Source organism: Amycolatopsis sp. NPDC021455, assembly GCF_040640995.1.
In the GTDB taxonomy this organism is placed as follows: Bacteria; Actinomycetota; Actinomycetes; order Mycobacteriales; family Pseudonocardiaceae; genus Amycolatopsis.
In genome coordinates, this window is the sequence record NZ_JBFACT010000014.1 from 57428 (window position 1) to 76102 (window position 18675).

Here is an 18675-nt window from a genome sequence, read left to right on the forward strand (position 1 = left end):
GGCCTTCGTCGCGCTATCGCAGGAAAGCCGCGTCGCCGAAACCCAGGTCGCGCATCTTCTCGCGCGAGAAGACGACCATGATCTCGTCGCCCAGGGGGAACACGCGGCGCATGTCCGGCGGCCGCGGGATGGCGGCGACGAACCACACCGGTCCCGCGGCGAAGTCGAGCCGGATCGCCGCCGGGACGTGCACGACGCGCGCGGGTTCGACGACGGTGCCGTCGGATCGCCGGGCCGGACCCAGTTCGACGCGCTCCCAATGGGAAGCGGCCCGGCGAACCGGTGTCCCGAGGTAAGGGGACCAAGAACTCCCGTGCGGCCCGTTCCGTTCGGGGCCTCCTTCGCCGAGAACGAGATGGTCTTCGATCCGGTCGTGGAAGACTTCCACGCCGTAGCAGAAGAACGTGCTGGTCCAGGTCACCGCCACCGGTCCCGCGTCGGTGCCGAGCCCGACGCCCATGACGGCGTGGTGCCAGTCGCCGTAGTCCCACTGCGCCGGTTCGGAACCGAAGCCGCGGATGTCCCAGTAGTCCACTGCGGTGAGCCGACGCCCCTCGAGTCCGCTCAGCTTCGCCTCGAAACGCGCGCGCGAGCCACTCACTGATTCCACCCGGGCGCACGCTACCGCAGTTGGTCGCGACGACGGGCCAAATAAGCCGTCTCGGCGGTGTTTCCCGCCAGCTCGATGGCTTTGTCGTACGCCGCGCGCGAGTCCTGGGTCCGGCCCAGCCGGCGCAGCAGGTCGGCGCGGGTGGCGTGGTACGCGTGATAACCGGACAGCTTGTCCTCGAGCCGGTTGACGACCGCCAGTGCCACCTCCGGGCCGTCCAGCTCGGCGACCGCGATCGCCCGGTTGAGCGCGACGACCGGCGAGGAGTCGACGCGGACGAGCTGGTCGTAGAGGGCCAGGATCTGCGACCAGTCGGTGTCTCGCCCATCGCGCGCCGACGTGTGCACCGCGTTGATCGCCGCGAGGAGCTGGTAACGGCCCGGAGCCACCCCGGCGGCCAGACGCTCGCGCACCAGCCGGTGCCCCTCCGCGATCAGCGCCGCGTCCCAGGTTCCCCGGTCCTGCTCGTCGAGGGCGACCAGTTCGCCGCCCGCCGAGACGCGGGCCGGGTGGCGGGCCTCGATGAGCAGCATCAGCGCCAGCAGGCCGGCCACCTCGCCGTCGTCCGGCAGGAGGGTCCGGATCAGGCGGGTGAGCCGGATCGCCTCGGCCGTCAGGTCGTGGCGGACCGGGTCGGTGTCCGGGCCGGTCGCCAGGTAACCCTCGTTGAACACGAGGAAGAGGACGGTCAGCACGCCGGAGACGCGGGCCGGGAGGTCCTCGGCCGACGGCACGCGATACGGGATGCGGGCCGCTTTGATCTTCGCCTTCGCCCGGGTGATCCGCTGCCCCATCGTCGTTTCGGCCACCAGGAACCCGCGGGCGATCTCGGGCACGGTCAGGCCGCCGACCATGCGCAGCGTCAGCGCCACGCGCGCGTCCACCGCCAGCGCCGGGTGGCAGCAGGTGAAGATCAGCCGGAGCCGGTCGTCGTCGATGGCGCCGAGGGGCTCGGGCGGGTCGTCGTCGTGGAGCGTCCGGGCCTCCTTCTGCTTGTCGTCGCGCTTGCTCTCGCGCCGGATCCGGTCGATGGCCTTGCGGTTGGCGGTGGTGGTCAGCCACGCGCCGGGATTGGGCGGCACGCCGTCGGCGGGCCACCGCTCCACCGCGGTCGCGAATGCCTCGGCCGCCGCCTCTTCGGCGATGTCGAGATCACCGAAGCGCCTGGTCAGGGCGGCCACCACCCGCGCCCACTCCTCGTGGTGGGCCCGGGTCACCGCCTCTTCGACGTCGCTCACCGGAACGGCCGCACCTCGATCTTCCGGTCGCACACCTTCGACGCCTCGGCGGCGAGCTTGAGCACGACGTCCAGGTCGGGGGCCTCCCACACCCAGAAGCCGGCGAGGTACTCCTTCGACTCCACGAACGGCCCGTCGCTGACCACCGCCTGCTCACCCCGGTTGTCGACGACCGTGGCCGCGTCGGTGTCCGCGAGCCCGCCCGCGAAGACCCAGTACCCCTCGGCGATCAGCCGCTCGTTGAACTCGCTGATCGCGGGCTGCCGGTCCGTGCTGCCGGGATTGCTCTTGTCGTCGACCACGGAAACCAGGTACTGCATGCGAAATCCTCTCCTCCGGCCGTCATGATCGCGGTTCGGCGTGCGGGCAGAACCGTTGCCCGAGTTCGTGTCGGCTGCCGGCGTTCGCCGGAAAGGTACCCGAGCCGGTGGCCACGAGCGGCGTCATCGCGGGTACACCGAGCCCGGTGTTGCCCAGCACCGGGTGCCGGCCGCCGGGCAGCACCGCACCGGTCGGGAAGTCACGCCGTCCGGCGGCGGCCGTGCCGGTGCGCAGCCACGCCAGGAGGGGTTCCGGAGCGTTCACCACGCCGCCTCCCGGTAGTCCTTGAGGAAGACGCCCGCGCTCGGCGCACCCCGCTCGCCCCGCACGATCGGGTCGTACACCCGCGCGGCACCGTCCACTGTGTCCAGTGGCGTGCGGAAGCCCGCTCCGGCCATCCTGGCCTTCTTCGGCAGCGGGTTCTCGTCGGTGATCCACCCGGTGTCGACCGAGCACATGTGGACGCCCCGCTCCGCGAGCTCCGGCCCGCTGGTGCGCGTCAGCATGTCGAGCGCCGCCTTGGCCATGTTCGTGTGCGGGTGGCCGGAAGTCTTGTTCCGCACGGCGAACCGCCCCTCGACGGCGGTCACGTTGACGACGTACCGGCGCGGGTGCGGCGAGGCCGGCAACAGCGGCAGCAGCCGGTCGCACAGCAGCGTCGGCGCCAGTGCGTTGATCAGCTGCGTCTCCAGCACTTCCGCCGCGTCGAGCTCGCCCACGCGGACCGACCACGAGTTGACCGGCGCGGTGTCCGGCAGCAGTCCCGCCTCGTCGATCCCGGCGAGCGCCAAGGCACCGCGGCTCGGCCCCAGCGCCAGCATCGGGCTGAATCCCGGCGCCAGCACGACGTTGGACGACAGCAGACCGGTCTCGCCGTCGACCAGCGCCGCGTAGGACCCGGGCGGCCGCCGCACGGTCTGGGCGGCGTTGTTGACCAGGATGTCGAGCGGCCTGCCGTCCGCGCGCAACGACTCGGCCAGACCGAGCACCTGGCGCGGATCACGCAGGTCGACGCCGAGCACCGTCAGCCGGTCCAGCCACCGCTCGCTGCCCGGCGCCGCCTCGAACCGGCGCTGGGCGTCACGCGGGAAGCGGGTCGTGACCAGCAGTTCGGCACCGTCCCGCAGCAGCATCAGCGCCAGCTGGAAACCGATCTTCACCAAGCCACCGGTGAGCAACGCGCGCCGGCCGGTCAGGTCCGTGGTCGCGCTCCGGCGTTCGGCGTTCTCCCGCGCGCAGGACGGGCAAAGCCGGTGGTAGAAGGCGTCCGCGAGCCGGTAGGGCTCCTTGCAGACGTAAGACCGCCTCGACCGCGCCAGCGGGCGGGCCACCGCGTCCGCGGCCTCCCGCAGCGGCGCGTCCTCGCGCCGGTCCCAGGCTCCTGTCGCCGTCGCGGCGTCCACTGCCGCGTCCGCTTCGGCGCGTTCGGCCGTCCGCACCCTCTTGCGGTGCTGCCTGCCCTCGCGGACGAACGACTCCGCCACCCGCTCGGCCTTCAACCGCACCGGGTCGTCCGCGGGCAACGTCCGCAGCCGTGCGACGGTCTCGTGGAACGCGGCGAGCTCGGCGTCGGTGATCATGGGGTCCCCCTCCCGCGCACCAGGACCGAACCTGCCAGGGCGGCCGGATTCGAACCGGCGTGTCCCTCCAGTGGAGGAGGCGCGCCTGCCTCTGCGCTACGCCCCTGGCATTGGCCGGATCCTATCCCGGCAGCCGCGGCCAGGGTGGTTCCACCAGCACGTCCGGGTCGCGCGCGCCCGCCCACCAGCCGACCGCGACCACCACCGGCACGCACGCCGCGGCGAAGATCAGGCCGAGGACGACGGCCGTGCCGTGCTCCTGGGGGTGGCCCACCGTCCAGCCCAGCGCGGGCGCGGCGGACGCCAGCGCGGTCAGGACTGCGGCGGCGACCACCACCAGCATGCGCGACCGGCGCAGGGGCCGTTGCGCCAGGGCGAGAACGGTACCGATGCCGACCAGGCACAAGGTGGTCACCAGCCAGGGGACGGTCGACGCCCCGGAGGTCGATACGACGAAGGGCACCAAGCCCGTGATCGGGACGGCCAGGAAGGCGAACACGGCGACCGGAACCGCGGCGGCGAGCCCGCGTCCGTACCGGGAGCGAACCCGGGCGGCCGCCACCGTCGTGCCGATCACCAGCGCGAGCAGGGCGAGCAGCCCGGCCGTGCCGACGTCGTCCCCGATCGACTGGCCGAACGCGGTGAGCGGCGCCGGCCGGATGGCCGGCCCGGACCCGGGGCTGACGAACGCGACGCGACGCCAGGCACCGGCGGCGTCGCGGACCGCCAGCCCGTCCACCCCGTTGGCGACGAACACCTCGTGTCCACCCGGGACAGCACGGACCAGCACCTCCACACTGGCCACTTCGGACACACGCGTCACGTCGGCGGGAAACGGGTGCTGGCGCTTGACGAACTCCCACCGGGCGGCGGGCACCTCCCAGGCGGTGTGCCAGGTCCGGCCGCCGTCGATCGTTTCGTCGACGCCGAGCAGGCGGCCGCCGCGCGTGTCGTCCGAGTCGAAGACACCGGCGCCGTGCACGCGGTAGCAGTGCGCGGCCGCCTCGGGCAGGCACGCTTCGACCTGCGGCCGGTGCGCCTGCGGCGGCTCCCGCGAGGTCGACAGCAGCGTCCAGCCGTCGACACCCGAGGAGGAGCGGTAGAGCTGCCCGCGCACCTCGATCACGACCTGCGAGCCCGCACTTCTCACGGAGTCGACCGACGGGAGGGTGTGGTCGGGCGCCGACGTCGCGGTGATCGCCAGCACCACGAGCGGCACGGCGACCACCACCCGCACCCGGGACGCCAGGCCGTCCGGCAGCGGCGGCGCGCCCGCCACCCGGCGCCAGGCCCACCAGGCGAGGCCCAGCGCGGGCAGCGCGACCAGGTCGGCCGGATCGGCCAGGACGACCGAAGGCCCGTTGACGACCGACCACGCGGCCGAGGCGACCCCGGCGCCGCCCGCGGTCAGCTTGACCAGGGCGAACCCGGCCCCGGTGGTGAGCACGGCCGCCACGGCACCGATCCGGTCGGCGAGGAACAGGCCGAACAGCAGCCCGAGCACCGGCGGCGCCACCACCAGCCCGGCGACGTCGCTGAGCTTGCCGGTGACGAGTCCCGGCCACGCCTGCTTGAGCACGTGGTCGTTGAGCAGCAGGACCACGGTGGCGCCGACGGTCAGCGGATGCGCCGTCCAGCGCAGGAGAACCCCGGTTCGCACCCGGTACAGCCTGCGGGGCGATGATCACGGCCACGACACGACCCAGCCGCGGATCGGCCGGAGGGATCAGAGCTCTCTGATGTGGAGCAGGGACCGGACGTTCAGGTGCCGGCGAACCCGGTTGCTGCTCAGCGCGTCGACCACGGTCGCGGCACCGAGCCAGGTGGCCCCGGCGTCCCGGGTGAGCAGGTGCGCGCCGTGGGCCTGGCCGCCGGTTTCGATCCATTCGTCGACGAACAGCACGCGGTCGCCGCCGCCGATCAGGTTCTTGCGGAAGCCGAGGCTCAGGTGCCGATCCCGGTAGTCGGGTGGGGTGGTCCGCCGCAGCCAGGCATCACTGTCGCAGCAGGGCGCCCCGTCCTTGCGCAGTTCGACGAACCCGACGTCGAGGTGCAGCGCGACCAGCGGGCCCAGCAGGCAGCCGCGGGATTCCGGCCCGAGGACGACCGTGGGCCTCAGGTCGGCGAACAGCTGGGCCAGCGCGGGACCCAGGCTCCTGAGCAGCTCGGGCCGGCGCCACCACCCCGTCACATCGGCGTACTGATCGTCGTCCGTGCGGTCGCCGCGCCAGGCCAGCGCGCTGCGGAGCCCGGATCTGACCTCCTGCAGCGACACGTCTCCGGACATCGGCCCATGGTCGCGCCGCCGGCTTCCGCGGGCAATCGGATTACCGCGTCGCTCAGAACAGGGTCGCGGGCTCGACCGGCTCCGGTTCGGGCAGGCGGCCGAGATCGGGCACCAGTGCCCGGACGTCGTCGTGGAAGCGGCGGGCGAGTGCGGGCGCCTCGGCGTTGTCCGGAGTGTGCACGAAGACCGTCGGCGACCGGCCCTCGCGCAGCCAGCCGGCGACCACCTCGGTCCAGGGCCGCCAGCCCTCGACCGTCTCCGCCACCGAATCCCGGCCCAGGTAGCGCACGATCGGCCGGGCGGTCAGCGCCCGCGTCCGCCGGGGCAGCCGCGGTTTCTTGGCCCAGGCGTCCTGCTCGGCCTCGCTGGCCGGCGGGCGCCGGAAGAAAACGGTGGTGTCGAACGGCACCCACTCGGCGTCCGCGTCGGCGAGCGCCCCTTCCAGCAGCGACGTCGAGCCGGCATCGGTGAAGAACCCGGGGTGCCGCACCTCCACGGCCCGGCGGCGATCGGCGGGCAGCCGGCGCAGGAAACGGCGAAGGGCATCGACGTCCGAAGGGCCGAACGAGCCGGGCAGCTGAGTCCACAGGACGGCCCGGTCGCCGAGGGGTTCGATCGCGTCCAGGAACGCCCGCATCTCGGTCTCGACCCCGGCGAACCGGCGCTCGTGCGTGACGACCTTGGGCAGCTTGACCACGAACCGGAAACCGGGATCGGTCTGCCGGCCCCAGGCCGCGACGGTGTCCCGGGCGGGAGTCGCGTAGAAGGTGGTGTTGCCTTCGACGGCGTTGCACCAGCCGGCGTAGGCCCTCAGCCGTTCCTTGGCCGGCGACGACTGCGGGAGGAACCGCCCGGCCCATGCCTTGTGGGTCCACATCGCGCAGCCGACGTGCAGACGGGGCACCGCGGGTCAGCTCCCCTCGGACGTGCGTTGCTACCAGCCGGGTGGCAGGCCGGTGATCGCCGGTGTCAGTTCCTCGAAGGTACCGGCTTTCACCGCCACATCCAGCCTGGCCTCGTACTCCCCCAGGCTGAGCACGCCGCCGGCCATCGCGTGGTCCAGCCGGTCGAGCACGACCCGGCGATGGGCCGGGGTGATCAGGTCGTCCGAGTGGGGGTCCGGTTTGCGGTCGCTCAGCGGGTCACTGGCCGGCAACGGGAGGTCGACCACCAGCGCCGCCAGCTCGCGGGTCGTCGTCGCCGACCAGACGCCGATCGTCCGGGCCGCGTGCTCGCCCGGGCCGAGCCGTTCTTCGGCCAGCGCCTGTCCGAGGTACTTGGCGATCCGGGCCCGGTCGATGTCGAGCGCCGGCGGGCCGGCGGCGGACTCGGCCGCGACAACCGGCTCGACCTCGAGGGGCTCGGCCACAATCGGCTCGACGACGATGACCGGCTCACCACGGTCCGCAGCCCGGTCGATGTCGAGCGCGGACTCGGCCTCGACCGGCTCCACCACAATCGGCTCGACGACAATGACCGGCTCACCACGGTCCGGGGCCCGGTCGCGGCCCTGGCCGCGCGGCCCGCCGTCCCGGCGCAGGCCGTCCAACTCGGCGCGCAGGGTGTCGAGGCACTCTCCCGAGGCCGCACGTTCGAGAAAGCCGATGAACTCCTCTCGGCTCAGCCTGCGGTCACTCCTGGCCCGCAGGGCTTCCGGCACGAAGGCGAGCCGCTCGAGACCCGCCGCCAGCGCCGGATCGTCCCGTCGCCGCCGCAGGTGCGGTTCGAGGTCGAGGAAGAGCACGAGCAGGTCGGCCGCGGTGCGCGCCCTGGCCGCGAAGATGGTCCGCCACCTGCGGTCCGCGCCGCTCAACGACTCGTACTCCGCGGCGATGTCCAGCAGGGTGATCGCGAACCCGCGCTCGAGGTCGCCGACGGGCGTGGTGGCGGGCACCGCGTCCCACCTGGGCGCGGGCAGGCCGGCCACGATCGCCGGCAGATCGTGATAGCCCGCTGTCGACACCGCCTGCCGAAGATCCTCGTGCCGGGCCGGTCCAGCCGGCCGACCGCCAAGGCGTAGTCCACCACGGCCAGCGCATGCTTCCGCCGGGCGCCCTTGCGGGCCTGACGACTCCACCACGCGAGCAACGACTTTCGCATCCTTCCGGGACGCCCGGTGACCCCCGGGCCGAACACTCCGGCTGCGAGTCTGGCGGTGATGCCGCCGCCGGATCAACACCTTAGTTGATACGTGAACTGTTCACAGGTAAACTATGATCATGATTCGGCCACCGGCTCCGCATCGGGACCTCATGCGCTACCTGCACCGGGCGGCGTTGCTGAGCGAGCGGGCCGGCGATCGCCGGTTCCAGCAGCGGATCGGCATCGGGCGGACGCTGTTCCTCGTGCTGCGCTCGATCGCCGACGCGGGCGATGTCCCGCCGTCACAGCAGGAGATCGCCGACCTCCTCAGCCTGACCAAGGGTGCCGTCAGCCGTCACGTCGAGACCGCGCAGCGCCGCGGGTGGCTGACCGTCACGGCCTCGCCCGTGTCCCGCCGCGAGCACGCGTTGACGCTGACCCCGGCCGGCCGGTCCCTGGTGTGGGAGGGAATGGCCGTCCAGCACGAGTACGAGCGCGTCGGCGACGAGCGCATCACCGAGGCGGCGATGGCCACCACGATCCGCACCCTGAAGACGATGTGCGAGATCCTGGAGAACGAGGAGCGGCGATGAGGATCGCGGTCGTCCTCGGCAGCACCCGGCCCGGGCGGGTCGGCGACCGGGTCTGCCGGTTCGTCATGGACCGGGCCGGCCGGGTCGAGGACGCCGAGTTCGCCGTGCTCGACCTCGCCGATCACCCCCTGCCCTTCTTCGACGAGCCGCTCGCGCCGCTGGCCGACCCGGCCCGCCGCCCCTCGGCGCCCGTGCGGGCCTGGCTGGAAGCCATGGCCGCGGCCGACGGCTACGTCTTCCTGACGCCCGAGTACAACCACGCACCACCGGCCGTCCTGAAGAACGCGCTGGACTTCCTCGCCACCGAGGCCCTCGGCAAGCCCGCGTCGATCGTGTCCTATTCGACCTCCGCGCACGGCGGCGCCTCGGCCGGCCTGCAACTGCGGCTGGCGCTGAGCAAGGCGGGCATGCTCCCGCTGCCCAAGAGCCTTTCCCTCGCCCGCGCCGACCGGCTGCTCGCCCCCGGCGGCGAACTCGTCGAGCGGTCCGGCTGGGCAAGCCGCGTCGCCGAGTTCGTTCCCGTTTCTCTCCGCGACCTCGTCGACCACGCTCGCGCGCTCAAACCGCTCCGAGCGGGTGGGTAGGCTCGCCGGCGTGGAGTTCGTGGTGGCCGAAGACGATGTGTGGTTCTCCGCGTTCGACGTCTTCCCGCAGGCCGGGAAAGCGTCGGACGAGGCCTCGGTGCGGGAGGTGCGCTTCCCCCTCTCCGCGACCGAAGAACTCCACATCAGCTGGGACACGATCGCGCGGAGCGCCCGCATCCGGTACCGGCGGGGATCGGACGTCATCGTCGACGTCCACCGCGAACAGGTGACCCGCCTCGCGGTCGAAACCCACCGGACCGGGCCGGTGATCGCGGTGGACTACGCAGCGGAAGACTGCGACGGACGGACCCGCGTCCACACCCGGCCGGCCTTCGCCCTGCGGGACACGTTCCTGCGAGCGTGACCCGGCACCAGCGCTTACGCTGGGTCCCGCCCTCGGCTCCGCCGACCGTTCGCACCCCGGAGGAACGCGCCATGTCCTACGCCGTGGACTTCGCCACCGTGTCGACCACCGGCCTGGAGTCTTCGCCGGTCGCGGCCGCACTCGCCGGCCTGCGGGCGAACGAGGCCCGGTACTTCAAGAACAAGTACGACCACGTCTTCACCGTCGAGCCCGCGAGCGAAGCCAAGCCGACCGTCGACTGGGTGCACCGGATCCTCGCGGAGGAACGCGGCATCGTCATCTCCGCCCGCCCGCTCGAAGCGACCGAGTTCCAGGTCGAGAACATCCGGATGGCCTACGTCTTCTACGAGAACGGCCTGTCGATCAACGTGATGTACACGCTCGAGGAGTCCGGGAAACGGGCGGTCGGGTTCAAGCTCTCCGACGGGATGGAGGTTCCCGCGGAACTCGCCTCGTTCAAGTTCGCCCGCCAGAAGTCCAAGCTGGCCGGCACCATCCGCGGCTCCTACTTCGTCATCAAGAACGAATACTGACCCGGCGACGGACTGCGGGCACCAGTGTCGCGCCTCGCAAGCTGTTCGACGTCCGGCCCAAGCGCCCCAATGTGGCGTTCGGTGCGTCCAACGCACCGAACGCCACATTGGGGCGCATGGACCTAGGCGGTCTTGATCCCCGCGGCGGCGAAGTCCGCCTGCTGGGTGGGCTGCTCGAGGTACTCGCGGAACGTCTGGGCGGCACGCAGCACGGTGTCGTCGATACCCGGGCCCGACAGGCCGACGAACGGGTAGTCCGCCGACCGGGCGTTCGCCACCGACTGGGCGGGCGAGCCGATCATCTCGGGCTTCTTGGTGGTGAGCTCGCTCACCCAGTACGACGACTCGGGCAGCCAGGCGGCCGGGAGCCCGCCGATCGAGTCCAGTCCGGCCCGGCCGACCAGCGCGTCGAGCACCTGCGCCGACGCCTTCGGATCGATCGTCACCTTCACGCACTGGCCGTGGACGACGGTGGCGGCCTGGTTCCAGCGCTCGGCCGCGGCGGCGAGGGGCTTCTGCACGCTCGGGGTGACGACCACCCGCATCTGGGAGGTGCCGCCCGAGCAGCTGGCGGCCTGCGCCTCGGCCCGGCTGTTGAGCTCGTTGTCGGCCCAGTTCCAGCCGATCACGCCGAGCCCGATCAGCACGGCGAGCACGAGGCAGGCGATCGGCCAGGTCGCGATCCGGCGGCGCGGGGCCTTCTTGCCGACGATGCGGTGGGAGCCGGTGGCCTCGCCCTTGCCGACGACGCGGTGCGAACCGGTCGCCTCGCCCTTGCCGGAGGTGCGGTGCGGGCCGGTGGTGTCACCGCGGCCGGGCGCCCGGCGGCGGCCTTCGCCTTCGGTGGTGCCCTCGCGGCGGGCGCGGCGCTTGCCGGTGCCTTCGGATTCCCCGGTGACGTCGGTCCGCTCGTCACGGCCGGCAGTCCGGACATCGGCGACGGCGCGGAACGATCCGGACGCCTCTTCGCGCGGGGCGACCGGGCGCTCGTCCGCGGTCTCGAGCCGCGCGATCACCTCGGTCCGCTCGGCGGCGGTCTCCTCGCGGCGCGCCTTCCCGCGGCGGCCGGGCCGAGCGGCCGCGGGTTCGACGCGGACGGCGGCGGGGTAGGAACCGGAAGTCTCCCCGCGGCGGGCGGGTTCGGCGACGGGGTAGGAGCCGGAAGCTTCCCCGCGGCGAGTGGGTTCGACCCCGACGGCCGTGGCGTAGGCGGCGGAAGTCTCACCGCGCCGGGTGGATCGAGCCGCGGGCTCGGCGGCCGCGGGGTAAGTGCCGGAAGCCTCGCCGCGGCGGGCCGGTTCGGCGACGGTCTCCTCGCGGCGCGCCTTTCCGCGCCGGCCGGGACGAGCGGCCGCGGGTTCGACCCCGACGGCGGCGGGGTAAGCACCGGAAGCCTCCCCACGGCGGGTGGATTGAGCGACGGCGGGTTCGACGGCGGCCGGATAAGCGCCGGAAGCCTCTCCACGGCGGGCGGGCTGGGCGCCGGAGGACGGGCCGCGGCCCGCGGCCGGGTAGGCGCCGGAGGTCTCCCCGCGGCGGGCCGGGGCCAGGGTCTCGTTCGCCGGGACGAAGTAGGAGCCGGACGATTCGCTGCGGCCCTCGGCCCGGGCGGCGCGGCCGGCGATCCCGAACGCGTCGGAGATGGAGCTGCGCCCGGGGGTCCGGAAGGCGCCCGAGGCCTCGCTGCGGCCGGTGGCCCGCGGCGACGCCGTGGCCCCATCCGGGTGGCCCGGGGCGGCCAGCCGTCCCTCGGCGGGGACGCGCGGGGTGCGGTCCAGAGGGTGCGGCACGGGCTCCTCGTCCCGGGTGTGTCGCCCCATGGTCATCCTTTCGGGCGTGAGCGCACGTCAAGCACGCGCTGCGATGCAATCAAACCGTTATCACCCTAACAGGTGAGTATCGGAGAGAGAATAATCTGACTCACAGTCGCGCGCGCTCAGGGTGCTGCGCTGACCAGGCGATGGCAATGCGCAATCAGGCGATGACGCAACGGGTTCGCCCGCCGCGCGAACCCGGCCTGGGCCCGCGCGTACTCGGCCCGCCCCGGCGCGGTTTCGATCCGCACCGGCGGATAGCCGAGCCCGGCCAGGTCGTACGGGCTCGCCCGCATGTCGAGCGTCCGGATCTCGACGGCCAGCTCGAAACAGTCCGCGACGAGCTCCGCGGGCACGAACGGGCCGAGCTTGTACGCCCATTTGAACAGGTCCATGTTCGCGTGCAGGCACCCGGGCTGCTCGAGGGCGACCTGCGTCTCCCGCGACGGCGTCAGCTCGTTGCGCGGCCGCGCGTCGGCCGTGAAGAAGCGGAACGCGTCGAAGTGCCCGCACCGGATGTCCAGGGACTCCACGACGGCGTCGGTGCCCGCCGAGCCGAGCCGGAGCGGCACCTGGTTGTGCCGCACCGAATCGGCGGGCTCGCGGTAGACCATCGCCCACTCGTGCAGCCCGAAGCAGCTCAGCCGCGGCGCGCGCGACGCCGTCGCGGTCAGCAAGCCGAGGACGAACTCGGCCGTCTTCGCCTTGCCCTCGGTGAAGCCCGCCGGATCGAGCAGGACGCCTTCGTCGGTCAGGACGTACCCCTTGCGGTCCAGGAAGCGCCGCGCCGCGGGCCCGGCGAGGACGACGCCGGGCCCGGGCTGCCACCGCTCCAGGTGCGACGGCCGGTACGAGTAGTAGGTGAACAGGAAGTCCAGCACCGGGTGCTTCTCGCCCTGGGCCCGCCGCTCCTGGTGCGGGACCGTCCACCGGCGCATCCGCTCGACGTGGGCCGCTTCCCGGGCCAGCCAGTCCGGTTCGGCCAGGACTTCGCTCTCGCTCATGCGCCCACGTGGGTCCCGTCGCGCACGGTGCCCACGTACTCCTCGACGAGGTCTTCGAGCGCGACGACGCCGACGGCGTTCCCGGCCGCGTCGAGTGCCCGCGCGAGGTGGCTGCGTTCCTTGCGCATGGCCGAAAGCGCGACGTCGAGCCGGGCGTCGGCGCGCAGCTCGGTGAGCGCCCGCGTCTTCGCCGCTGGCACGACCGTCGCCGGGTCCTGGCCCGCGAGGTCGAGGATGTCCTTCACGTGGATGTAGCCGGTCAGGCGCCCGTCGTCGGTGCACACCGGGAACCGGGAGAAGCCGGTGGAGGACACCGCCCGCTCGACCTCGCCGACGGTCGGCCCGCAGGGCAGCGTGGTCAGCTCGGCCGTCGGGACCAGGACGTCGGCGACCGTCTTCTGCACCGAGGACAGCGTCTGGGCCAGCCGCTGGTGCTCGGACTGGTCGAGCAGGCCTTCCCGGCGCGACTCGCTGAGCAGCTCGGCGAGCTCGTCGGACGTGTACGCCGTCTCCAGCTCGTCCTTCGGCTCGACGCGCACCGCGCGCAGCAGCGAGTTGGCCACGAAGTTCAGCAGCCAGATGAACGGGTTGGCGACCTTCACCCACGCGACGTGCACCGGCACCAGCCACAGCGCCAGCCGCTCCGGCTCGGCGATGGCGAGGTTCTTCGGCACCATCTCGCCGATCAGCACGTGCGCCACGGTGATGAACGCCAGCGCGATGGCGAACGAGATCGGGTGCAGCAGCGCCTCGGGCAGGCCGAGGGCGTCGAAGCCCGCCGCCAGCCGGTGCGCGACGGCGGGTTCGCCGAGGCGGCCGAGCAGCAGCGAGCAGATGGTGATGCCGAGCTGGGCGCCGGCCAGCATCAGCGAGACGTGCCTGCTCGCGTTGATGACGATCTTCGCGCGCGTCTTGCCCTGCTCCAGCAGGGCCTCGAGCCGGTCCCGCCGCGAGGAGATCAGCGTGAACTCGGCGCCGACGAAGAAGGCGTTCGCCAGCAGCAGGACGAAGACCAGGGCGATGTTCAGCCAGTCGCTCACGACGCCACCTCCGGCTCCGCGGTGACGGGGACCGGGGCGACTTCGACCTCGGCGATCCGGCGCTTGTCCATGGTGGTCACCGTCAGCCGCCAGCCGTCGACCTCCGTGGCGTCCCCTTCGGCGGGGATCTTGCCCAGCCGCTCGAGGATCAGCCCGGCGATGGTCTCGTAGTCGCCGTCCGGCATCCGGAACCCGGTGACGCCGGTGACCTCGTCGGCGCGCAGCTGGCCGGACACCAGCCAGCTGTCCGTGCCGACCTGCTGCGACGCCGGCGCCTCGCGCTCGTCGTGCTCGTCGCGGACGTCGCCGATGATCTCCTCGACGACGTCCTCCAGGGTGACCAGCCCGGCCGTGCCGCCGTACTCGTCGACGACGATCGCCAGCTGGAAGCGCGAGTCGCGCAGGCGGTTGAGCAGGTCGTCGCCGGGCAGGGACTCGGGCACGGTGGGCACCGGCCGCATGACCGAGCCGATCGGCACCTGCGCCCGCTCCGCGGCGGGCACGGCGAAGGCCTGCTTGACGTGCACCGCGCCGCGGACGTCGTCGAGGTCCTCGGCGTGCACCGGGAAGCGCGAGAACCCGGTGCGGCGGGAGATGTCGATCAGGTCCTCGACGGTGTCGTCGACCGCGAGTGCCTCGAGCTGCACGCGCGGCGTCATCAGCTCTTCCGCGGTGCGTTCGCCGAACCGCAGCGAGCGGTCCAGCAGCTCGGCGGTCGACGTGTCGAGCGTGCCGCTTTCGGCGCTGGAGCGCACGATCGAGCCCAGCTCCTGCGGCGACCGCGCGGACCGCAGCTCTTCCTGCGGCTCGACGCCGAACTTGCGCACGAGGAAGTTCGCGCTGTTGTTCATCAGGGTGATGAGCCAGCGGAACAGCGCGGAGAACCGCGAGTGGTAGCCGGCGACCGCGCGCGCGGTCGGCAGCGGCCGGGCGATCGCGAGGTTCTTCGGCACCATCTCGCCGAGGATCATCGACAGCGAGGTGGCCAGGACCAGGGCGAGCACGATCGACGCGCCCGCGGCGAACCCGGCCGGGAGCCCGATGCCGGTGAGCAGCGGCCGGACGAGCTCGCCGATCAGCGGCTCGGCCAGGTACCCGGTGATCAGCGTGGTCAGCGTGATCGCGACCTGGGCGCCGGAGAGCTGGAACGACAGCGTCCGGTGCGCCTTCTGGACGGTCAGCGCGCGGCGGTCGCCGACCTGGCGGACGTTGGCCTCGACGGTGCTGCGTTCCAGCGCGGTCAGCGAGAACTCGGCGGCGACCGCGAGCCCGGTGCCGACGGTCAGCAGCACGAAGAGGAGGACGCCGAGCACGGCGAAGAGGATCTGGATCATTCCGCACCCGCCTCGGTGGCGGGGGATGAACCTATCGGACAGCCGGGTCGGTCACCCGGCCCGGTACTGTCACCGGGTGACTGCGCTGCGCGCACGAAACGGTCACTCCTAGCAAGAAATCGGCGTGTACTGCGGATATGCGGACCAGCTTAACGTGTCTCCCACATCCGCCGCTGGCGTTGCCGGTGTGTCGGCGCGCTCACTCCGCCCGTCCGTTCGCGCCGGGCCGGTGGCGCCGCACGGTCTCCTCGACGAGGTCGAGCACCGGGCCGAGGCCGGCCGCGGGCAGGCCCATGGCCAGGTGCGAGACCAGTCCTTCGAGGACGAGCTCGAGGAACGCGGTGAGGACGTCGACGTCGACGTCGTCGCGCAGGTTCCCGGCCTCCCGCTGGCGCAGCAGGCGCAGCCGGGTGGCGGTGGTCAGCTGCTGGGACCGCTCGGCCCAGCGGGCGCGGAACTCGGGGTCGGTGCGCAGCCGCCGGGACACCTCCAGGCGGGTGCCGAGCCAGTCGGCCGGGTGGTCGCCGCCGGCGAGGAGGTCCCGCATCACCTGGACGAGGCCCTGTTCGGCGACGACGTCGGCCATCCGGAGCGCGTCGTCCTCGGCGAGGGCGAGGAAGAGCGACTCCTTGTCGCGGAAGTGGTGGAAGATGGCCCCGCGCGACAGCCCGGTGGCTTCCTCCAGGCGCCGGACTGTGGCACCTTCGTAGCCGTAGCGCGCGAAGCAGACGCGCGAGCCGTCGAGGATCTGGCGCCGGCGTGCGTCGAGGTGATCCTGGCTTACGCGTGGCATCCTGAAATCCTGGCATCGCGGACCGGCATCTCGCAATCCGTACGTACGTACTGTGACCGGGAGTGCGGGGAACCGCTCGCCCGTCCCCATCGTCTGAACGTTGCGGCGATTCGCTGACACGGAGTGAGACGGTTGGCTAATCTTCGTCCCATCACGGTGGGTGAGCCGAGGGGAAGGTGCGGGCGTGATCATCGGCGAAGCCGGGCAGGCGGTCCAGGCGGTCTGGGGTGGCGACATCCTCGGCGAGCGCGGCCGCGTCTACGGCGGCGGTGGCGGCGGGGGCGGCCAGTTCCGGATGGACCCCGAAGAGCTCGCTTCGGTGATCGGCCAGTGGGAAGCCGAGCTGGACAAGATCGTCGAAGACAAGAGCAAGATCGACTACATCGTCACGGTGCTCACCTCACCGGGCAAGGATGCGGTCAGCGACGGGTATGTCTCGACGACGATGGACTCCCTCACCGCGCTCCAGGACCAGAACGAATCGATGCTGAAGTACGTGCAGAACTACCTCAAGAAGCTCAAGGAAGCCCAGACCAAGACGGTCGCCACCGACCACGGGATGGCCGACCCGTTCCGGACGGTGTGACCGTGCGCCTGCCTGCTCTCGTCGCCGCCGCGGCCGTTCTGCTGCTGCTCGCGGGGTGCTCCTCCGAGAAGACCGGCACCGCGTCGGCCGCGCCGGGCACCTCCGCGTCGCCGGGCGCGTCGGTCGACCCCGACGTGCCGAAGGTTCCCGCGCCGCTCGACGTTTCGAAGTACACCTCGAAGCCGTGCGACATCGTGCCGGCTTCGGTGCTGTCCTCGCTGCGGTTCACGGATGCGGGCGACCCCCAGCTGCGGGACGACGGGTACGGCGCGGCCGGACCGGGATGCGCCTGGAAGATCTCCGGCGAAGGCGTCAGCATGCAGGTCATCATCGCCACCGGCAACCGGGACCGGGGCTTGGGCGGCCTGACCGGGCTGTACGGCGCGCACGAGAACGGCCAGTTCCCGTTCCTCGAGAAGGCCCCGGACGTCGAAGGCTATCCCGCGATCTACCTCGACAAGAAGGACCGGCGTCCGGGCGGCAACTGCCACCTCGACATCGGTGTCGCCGACGACCTGGCGATCGCCGTGTACGCCGGCGGCTACGAAGGTCAGCAGGATTCCTGCGCCGCGGCGCAGAAGGTGGCGGCCGCGGTCGTCACCACACTCAAGGGGGCCTGACGAGTGGACGGCAAGCAGATCTACGACAACTTCAGACAGGGCGACACCACTGGTCTCCGCGAAGCCGCGGGGAAGGTGTCCGAGCTGTCCTCGGCCTACCTGTCGCGCGCGCAGGGCATCAAAGCGCTGCAGGACCGGATGAAGCAGGCTTGGACGGGCGATGCGGCCGACGCCGCGAACGCCGGGGCCGGGCCGCTGGAACAGGCTTTCGCCGAGACCGCCGCGCCGCTGGACGTCACCCAGGTCTCCGTCGACACCCAGGCGAGCATCTTCGAGCACTCCAGCAAAGCCGTCGTCGAAGTGCCGCCGAAGCCCGACAAACCCAACCCGTGGACCACCGGGCTCAAGGCCGCCATCCCCATCGCCGGGCCGTTCATGGCGAAGGACGACATCGACAACTACCAAGAAGGCATGGCCAAGTACAACGCGGCCAACGAGACCAACGTCCGCGTCATGGACCAGTACAGCAGCGTCACCAGTGGCACGCAGGCCGCGCTGCCCACGAACTACGGCGTGCTCGAAGCCGACGGCGCCGCCATCTCCGTCACGCAGCCGACAACTCCGGGGAAGGTGGTGCTGCCGCCCGAGACGCCGTCCCGGAACCGGGGTGGCGGCGATCCCGGCGGCGACGACCACACGTCGACCACCAGCGTCGACCCCGCGCACACCGGCGGTCCCGACCGGCCCGGCGGCACGGACCGGCCGGGCGGGACGGACCGGCCCGGCGGGGGCGACGACAGCACCCACACGACGCGCACGCCCGTGCCGGCGCCGGTCAAGCCGGGGGAGCGGCCGGGCGACCGGCCCGGCAAGACGCCGCCCCCGTCCGGCGGCATCGACTTCTACCCGACCACCCCCGGCGGCGGGGGCGGCCAGAACTACTCGACCACCTTCGGCGAGGAGCCCGGCACGGGCCCCGGCGGGCGCGGGCCGAACAGCGGCAACGCCGGCGGGCGGCTGCTCGACTCGGCCGGCCGTGGCGGCACGGGCTCCGGCCCGGGCGGCGCCGGCGCCGCGGGGGAGCGCGGGCTCGGCGGCGGGGGCCGCTCCGGCATGGGCAGCCTCGGCAACGCGGCCGCGGCCGAAGCCGCCGCGGCGCGGTCGGCGGCCGGGCGGTCCGGGGCGATGGGCCCCATGGGTGCCGGCGGCCGCCGGGGCGAAGGCGAGGAAGACGACGAGCACCAGCGCCCGGACTTCCTGATCGAGGCGGACCCGGACGCGATCTTCGGCACCGACCAGCGGACCAGCCCGCCGGTCATCGGCGAGTAGGCGGGTGGACGTGGCAGCAGGCC

Annotated in this window: 21 protein-coding genes and 1 tRNA gene; 7 read left to right on the top strand and 15 right to left on the bottom strand. The window is 72.5% G+C overall.

Annotated features, from left to right (window positions below):
* Positions 1 to 13 precede the first annotated feature (13 nt).
* From AB0G28_RS19025 to AB0G28_RS19070, 10 genes are all read right to left on the bottom strand, one after another.
* Entirely contained in the window at positions 14 to 610 is a 597-nt protein-coding gene (locus AB0G28_RS19025; RefSeq protein WP_361090013.1) for a hypothetical protein, read from the bottom strand.
* 11 nt (positions 611 to 621) lie between these two features.
* Entirely contained in the window at positions 622 to 1848 is a 1227-nt protein-coding gene (locus AB0G28_RS19030; protein WP_361090015.1) for a DUF6596 domain-containing protein, read from the bottom strand.
* A complete protein-coding gene (locus AB0G28_RS19035; RefSeq protein WP_361090018.1) occupies positions 1845 to 2168 on the bottom strand; it encodes a YciI family protein in 324 nt (107 codons plus the stop codon). Before AB0G28_RS19035 ends, AB0G28_RS19030 begins: the two co-directional genes overlap by 4 nt.
* Before the next feature lie 22 nt (positions 2169 to 2190).
* A complete protein-coding gene (locus AB0G28_RS19040; RefSeq protein WP_361090021.1) occupies positions 2191 to 2436 on the bottom strand; it encodes a hypothetical protein in 246 nt (81 codons plus the stop codon).
* Positions 2430 to 3749: an SDR family NAD(P)-dependent oxidoreductase gene (locus tag AB0G28_RS19045; RefSeq protein ID WP_361090023.1), complete on the bottom strand. Its 1320-nt coding sequence runs from the start codon at positions 3747 to 3749 to the stop codon at positions 2430 to 2432. The genes AB0G28_RS19040 and AB0G28_RS19045 overlap by 7 nt, the downstream gene beginning before the upstream one ends.
* Positions 3750 to 3783: 34 nt before the next feature.
* Positions 3784 to 3856, bottom strand: a tRNA-Trp gene (locus AB0G28_RS19050).
* Between the two features lie 14 nt (positions 3857 to 3870).
* Positions 3871 to 5409 carry a hypothetical protein gene (locus AB0G28_RS19055; protein WP_361090026.1) on the bottom strand — a complete coding sequence of 513 codons (1539 nt, stop codon included), beginning with the start codon at positions 5407 to 5409 and terminating at the stop codon, positions 3871 to 3873.
* A gap of 66 nt (positions 5410 to 5475) precedes the next feature.
* A complete protein-coding gene (locus tag AB0G28_RS19060; protein ID WP_361090029.1) occupies positions 5476 to 6036 on the bottom strand; it encodes an adenine phosphoribosyltransferase in 561 nt (186 codons plus the stop codon).
* A gap of 52 nt (positions 6037 to 6088) precedes the next feature.
* The gene (locus AB0G28_RS19065) at positions 6089 to 6913 is read right to left on the bottom strand and encodes a DUF72 domain-containing protein (protein ID WP_361090334.1); all 825 of its coding nucleotides are present in this window, start codon (positions 6911 to 6913) and stop codon (positions 6089 to 6091) included.
* A gap of 57 nt (positions 6914 to 6970) precedes the next feature.
* Positions 6971 to 7930, bottom strand: coding sequence for a DUF1707 domain-containing protein (locus tag AB0G28_RS19070; protein WP_361090032.1), 960 nt, complete (start codon positions 7928 to 7930; stop codon positions 6971 to 6973).
* Between the two features lie 325 nt (positions 7931 to 8255).
* On the opposite strand from AB0G28_RS19070, the gene AB0G28_RS19075 reads away from it, so the two are divergent.
* The 4 genes from AB0G28_RS19075 (at position 8256) to AB0G28_RS19090 (ending at position 10192) form a co-directional block, all read left to right on the top strand.
* Positions 8256 to 8711 carry a MarR family transcriptional regulator gene (locus AB0G28_RS19075; protein ID WP_361090035.1) on the top strand — a complete coding sequence of 152 codons (456 nt, stop codon included), beginning with the start codon at positions 8256 to 8258 and terminating at the stop codon, positions 8709 to 8711.
* Positions 8708 to 9295: an NAD(P)H-dependent oxidoreductase gene (locus AB0G28_RS19080; protein WP_361090038.1), complete on the top strand. Its 588-nt coding sequence runs from the start codon at positions 8708 to 8710 to the stop codon at positions 9293 to 9295. The genes AB0G28_RS19075 and AB0G28_RS19080 overlap by 4 nt, the downstream gene beginning before the upstream one ends.
* A gap of 10 nt (positions 9296 to 9305) precedes the next feature.
* Positions 9306 to 9659 carry a hypothetical protein gene (locus AB0G28_RS19085; RefSeq protein ID WP_361090041.1) on the top strand — a complete coding sequence of 118 codons (354 nt, stop codon included), beginning with the start codon at positions 9306 to 9308 and terminating at the stop codon, positions 9657 to 9659.
* A gap of 71 nt (positions 9660 to 9730) precedes the next feature.
* The gene (locus AB0G28_RS19090; RefSeq protein ID WP_361090044.1) at positions 9731 to 10192 is read left to right on the top strand and encodes a phage tail protein; all 462 of its coding nucleotides are present in this window, start codon (positions 9731 to 9733) and stop codon (positions 10190 to 10192) included.
* Positions 10193 to 10314: 122 nt separating this feature from the next.
* Here the strand turns inward: AB0G28_RS19090 and AB0G28_RS19095 are convergent, their stop codons facing one another.
* The 5 genes from AB0G28_RS19095 to AB0G28_RS19115 all read right to left on the bottom strand — a co-directional run bounded on the left by AB0G28_RS19095 (position 10315) and on the right by AB0G28_RS19115 (position 16177).
* The gene (locus AB0G28_RS19095) at positions 10315 to 11982 is read right to left on the bottom strand and encodes a hypothetical protein (protein WP_361090047.1); all 1668 of its coding nucleotides are present in this window, start codon (positions 11980 to 11982) and stop codon (positions 10315 to 10317) included.
* A 146-nt stretch (positions 11983 to 12128) separates the two neighbouring features.
* Positions 12129 to 13010 carry a 3-methyladenine DNA glycosylase gene (locus AB0G28_RS19100; protein ID WP_361090050.1) on the bottom strand — a complete coding sequence of 294 codons (882 nt, stop codon included), beginning with the start codon at positions 13008 to 13010 and terminating at the stop codon, positions 12129 to 12131.
* Complete coding sequence (locus tag AB0G28_RS19105; protein WP_361090053.1) at positions 13007 to 14050, bottom strand: hemolysin family protein; 1044 nt, start codon at positions 14048 to 14050, stop codon at positions 13007 to 13009. The genes AB0G28_RS19100 and AB0G28_RS19105 overlap by 4 nt, the downstream gene beginning before the upstream one ends.
* Positions 14047 to 15384, bottom strand: coding sequence for a hemolysin family protein (locus tag AB0G28_RS19110; protein WP_361090056.1), 1338 nt, complete (start codon positions 15382 to 15384; stop codon positions 14047 to 14049). Before AB0G28_RS19110 ends, AB0G28_RS19105 begins: the two co-directional genes overlap by 4 nt.
* A gap of 199 nt (positions 15385 to 15583) precedes the next feature.
* On the bottom strand, positions 15584 to 16177 hold the full coding sequence (locus AB0G28_RS19115) for a helix-turn-helix domain-containing protein (RefSeq protein ID WP_361090059.1): 594 nt from the start codon (positions 16175 to 16177) through the stop codon (positions 15584 to 15586).
* 184 nt (positions 16178 to 16361) lie between these two features.
* Between AB0G28_RS19115 and AB0G28_RS19120 the strand changes: the two genes are divergently transcribed.
* The 3 genes from AB0G28_RS19120 to AB0G28_RS19130 are packed head-to-tail and all read left to right on the top strand — an operon-like array spanning position 16362 to position 18652.
* Positions 16362 to 16763, top strand: a complete 402-nt coding sequence (locus AB0G28_RS19120; protein ID WP_361090062.1) for a hypothetical protein — start codon at positions 16362 to 16364, stop codon at positions 16761 to 16763.
* Between the two features lie 2 nt (positions 16764 to 16765).
* Positions 16766 to 17383 carry a DUF3558 domain-containing protein gene (locus AB0G28_RS19125; protein ID WP_361090065.1) on the top strand — a complete coding sequence of 206 codons (618 nt, stop codon included), beginning with the start codon at positions 16766 to 16768 and terminating at the stop codon, positions 17381 to 17383.
* A gap of 3 nt (positions 17384 to 17386) precedes the next feature.
* On the top strand, positions 17387 to 18652 hold the full coding sequence (locus AB0G28_RS19130; RefSeq protein ID WP_361090067.1) for a hypothetical protein: 1266 nt from the start codon (positions 17387 to 17389) through the stop codon (positions 18650 to 18652).
* Positions 18653 to 18675 lie beyond the last annotated feature (23 nt).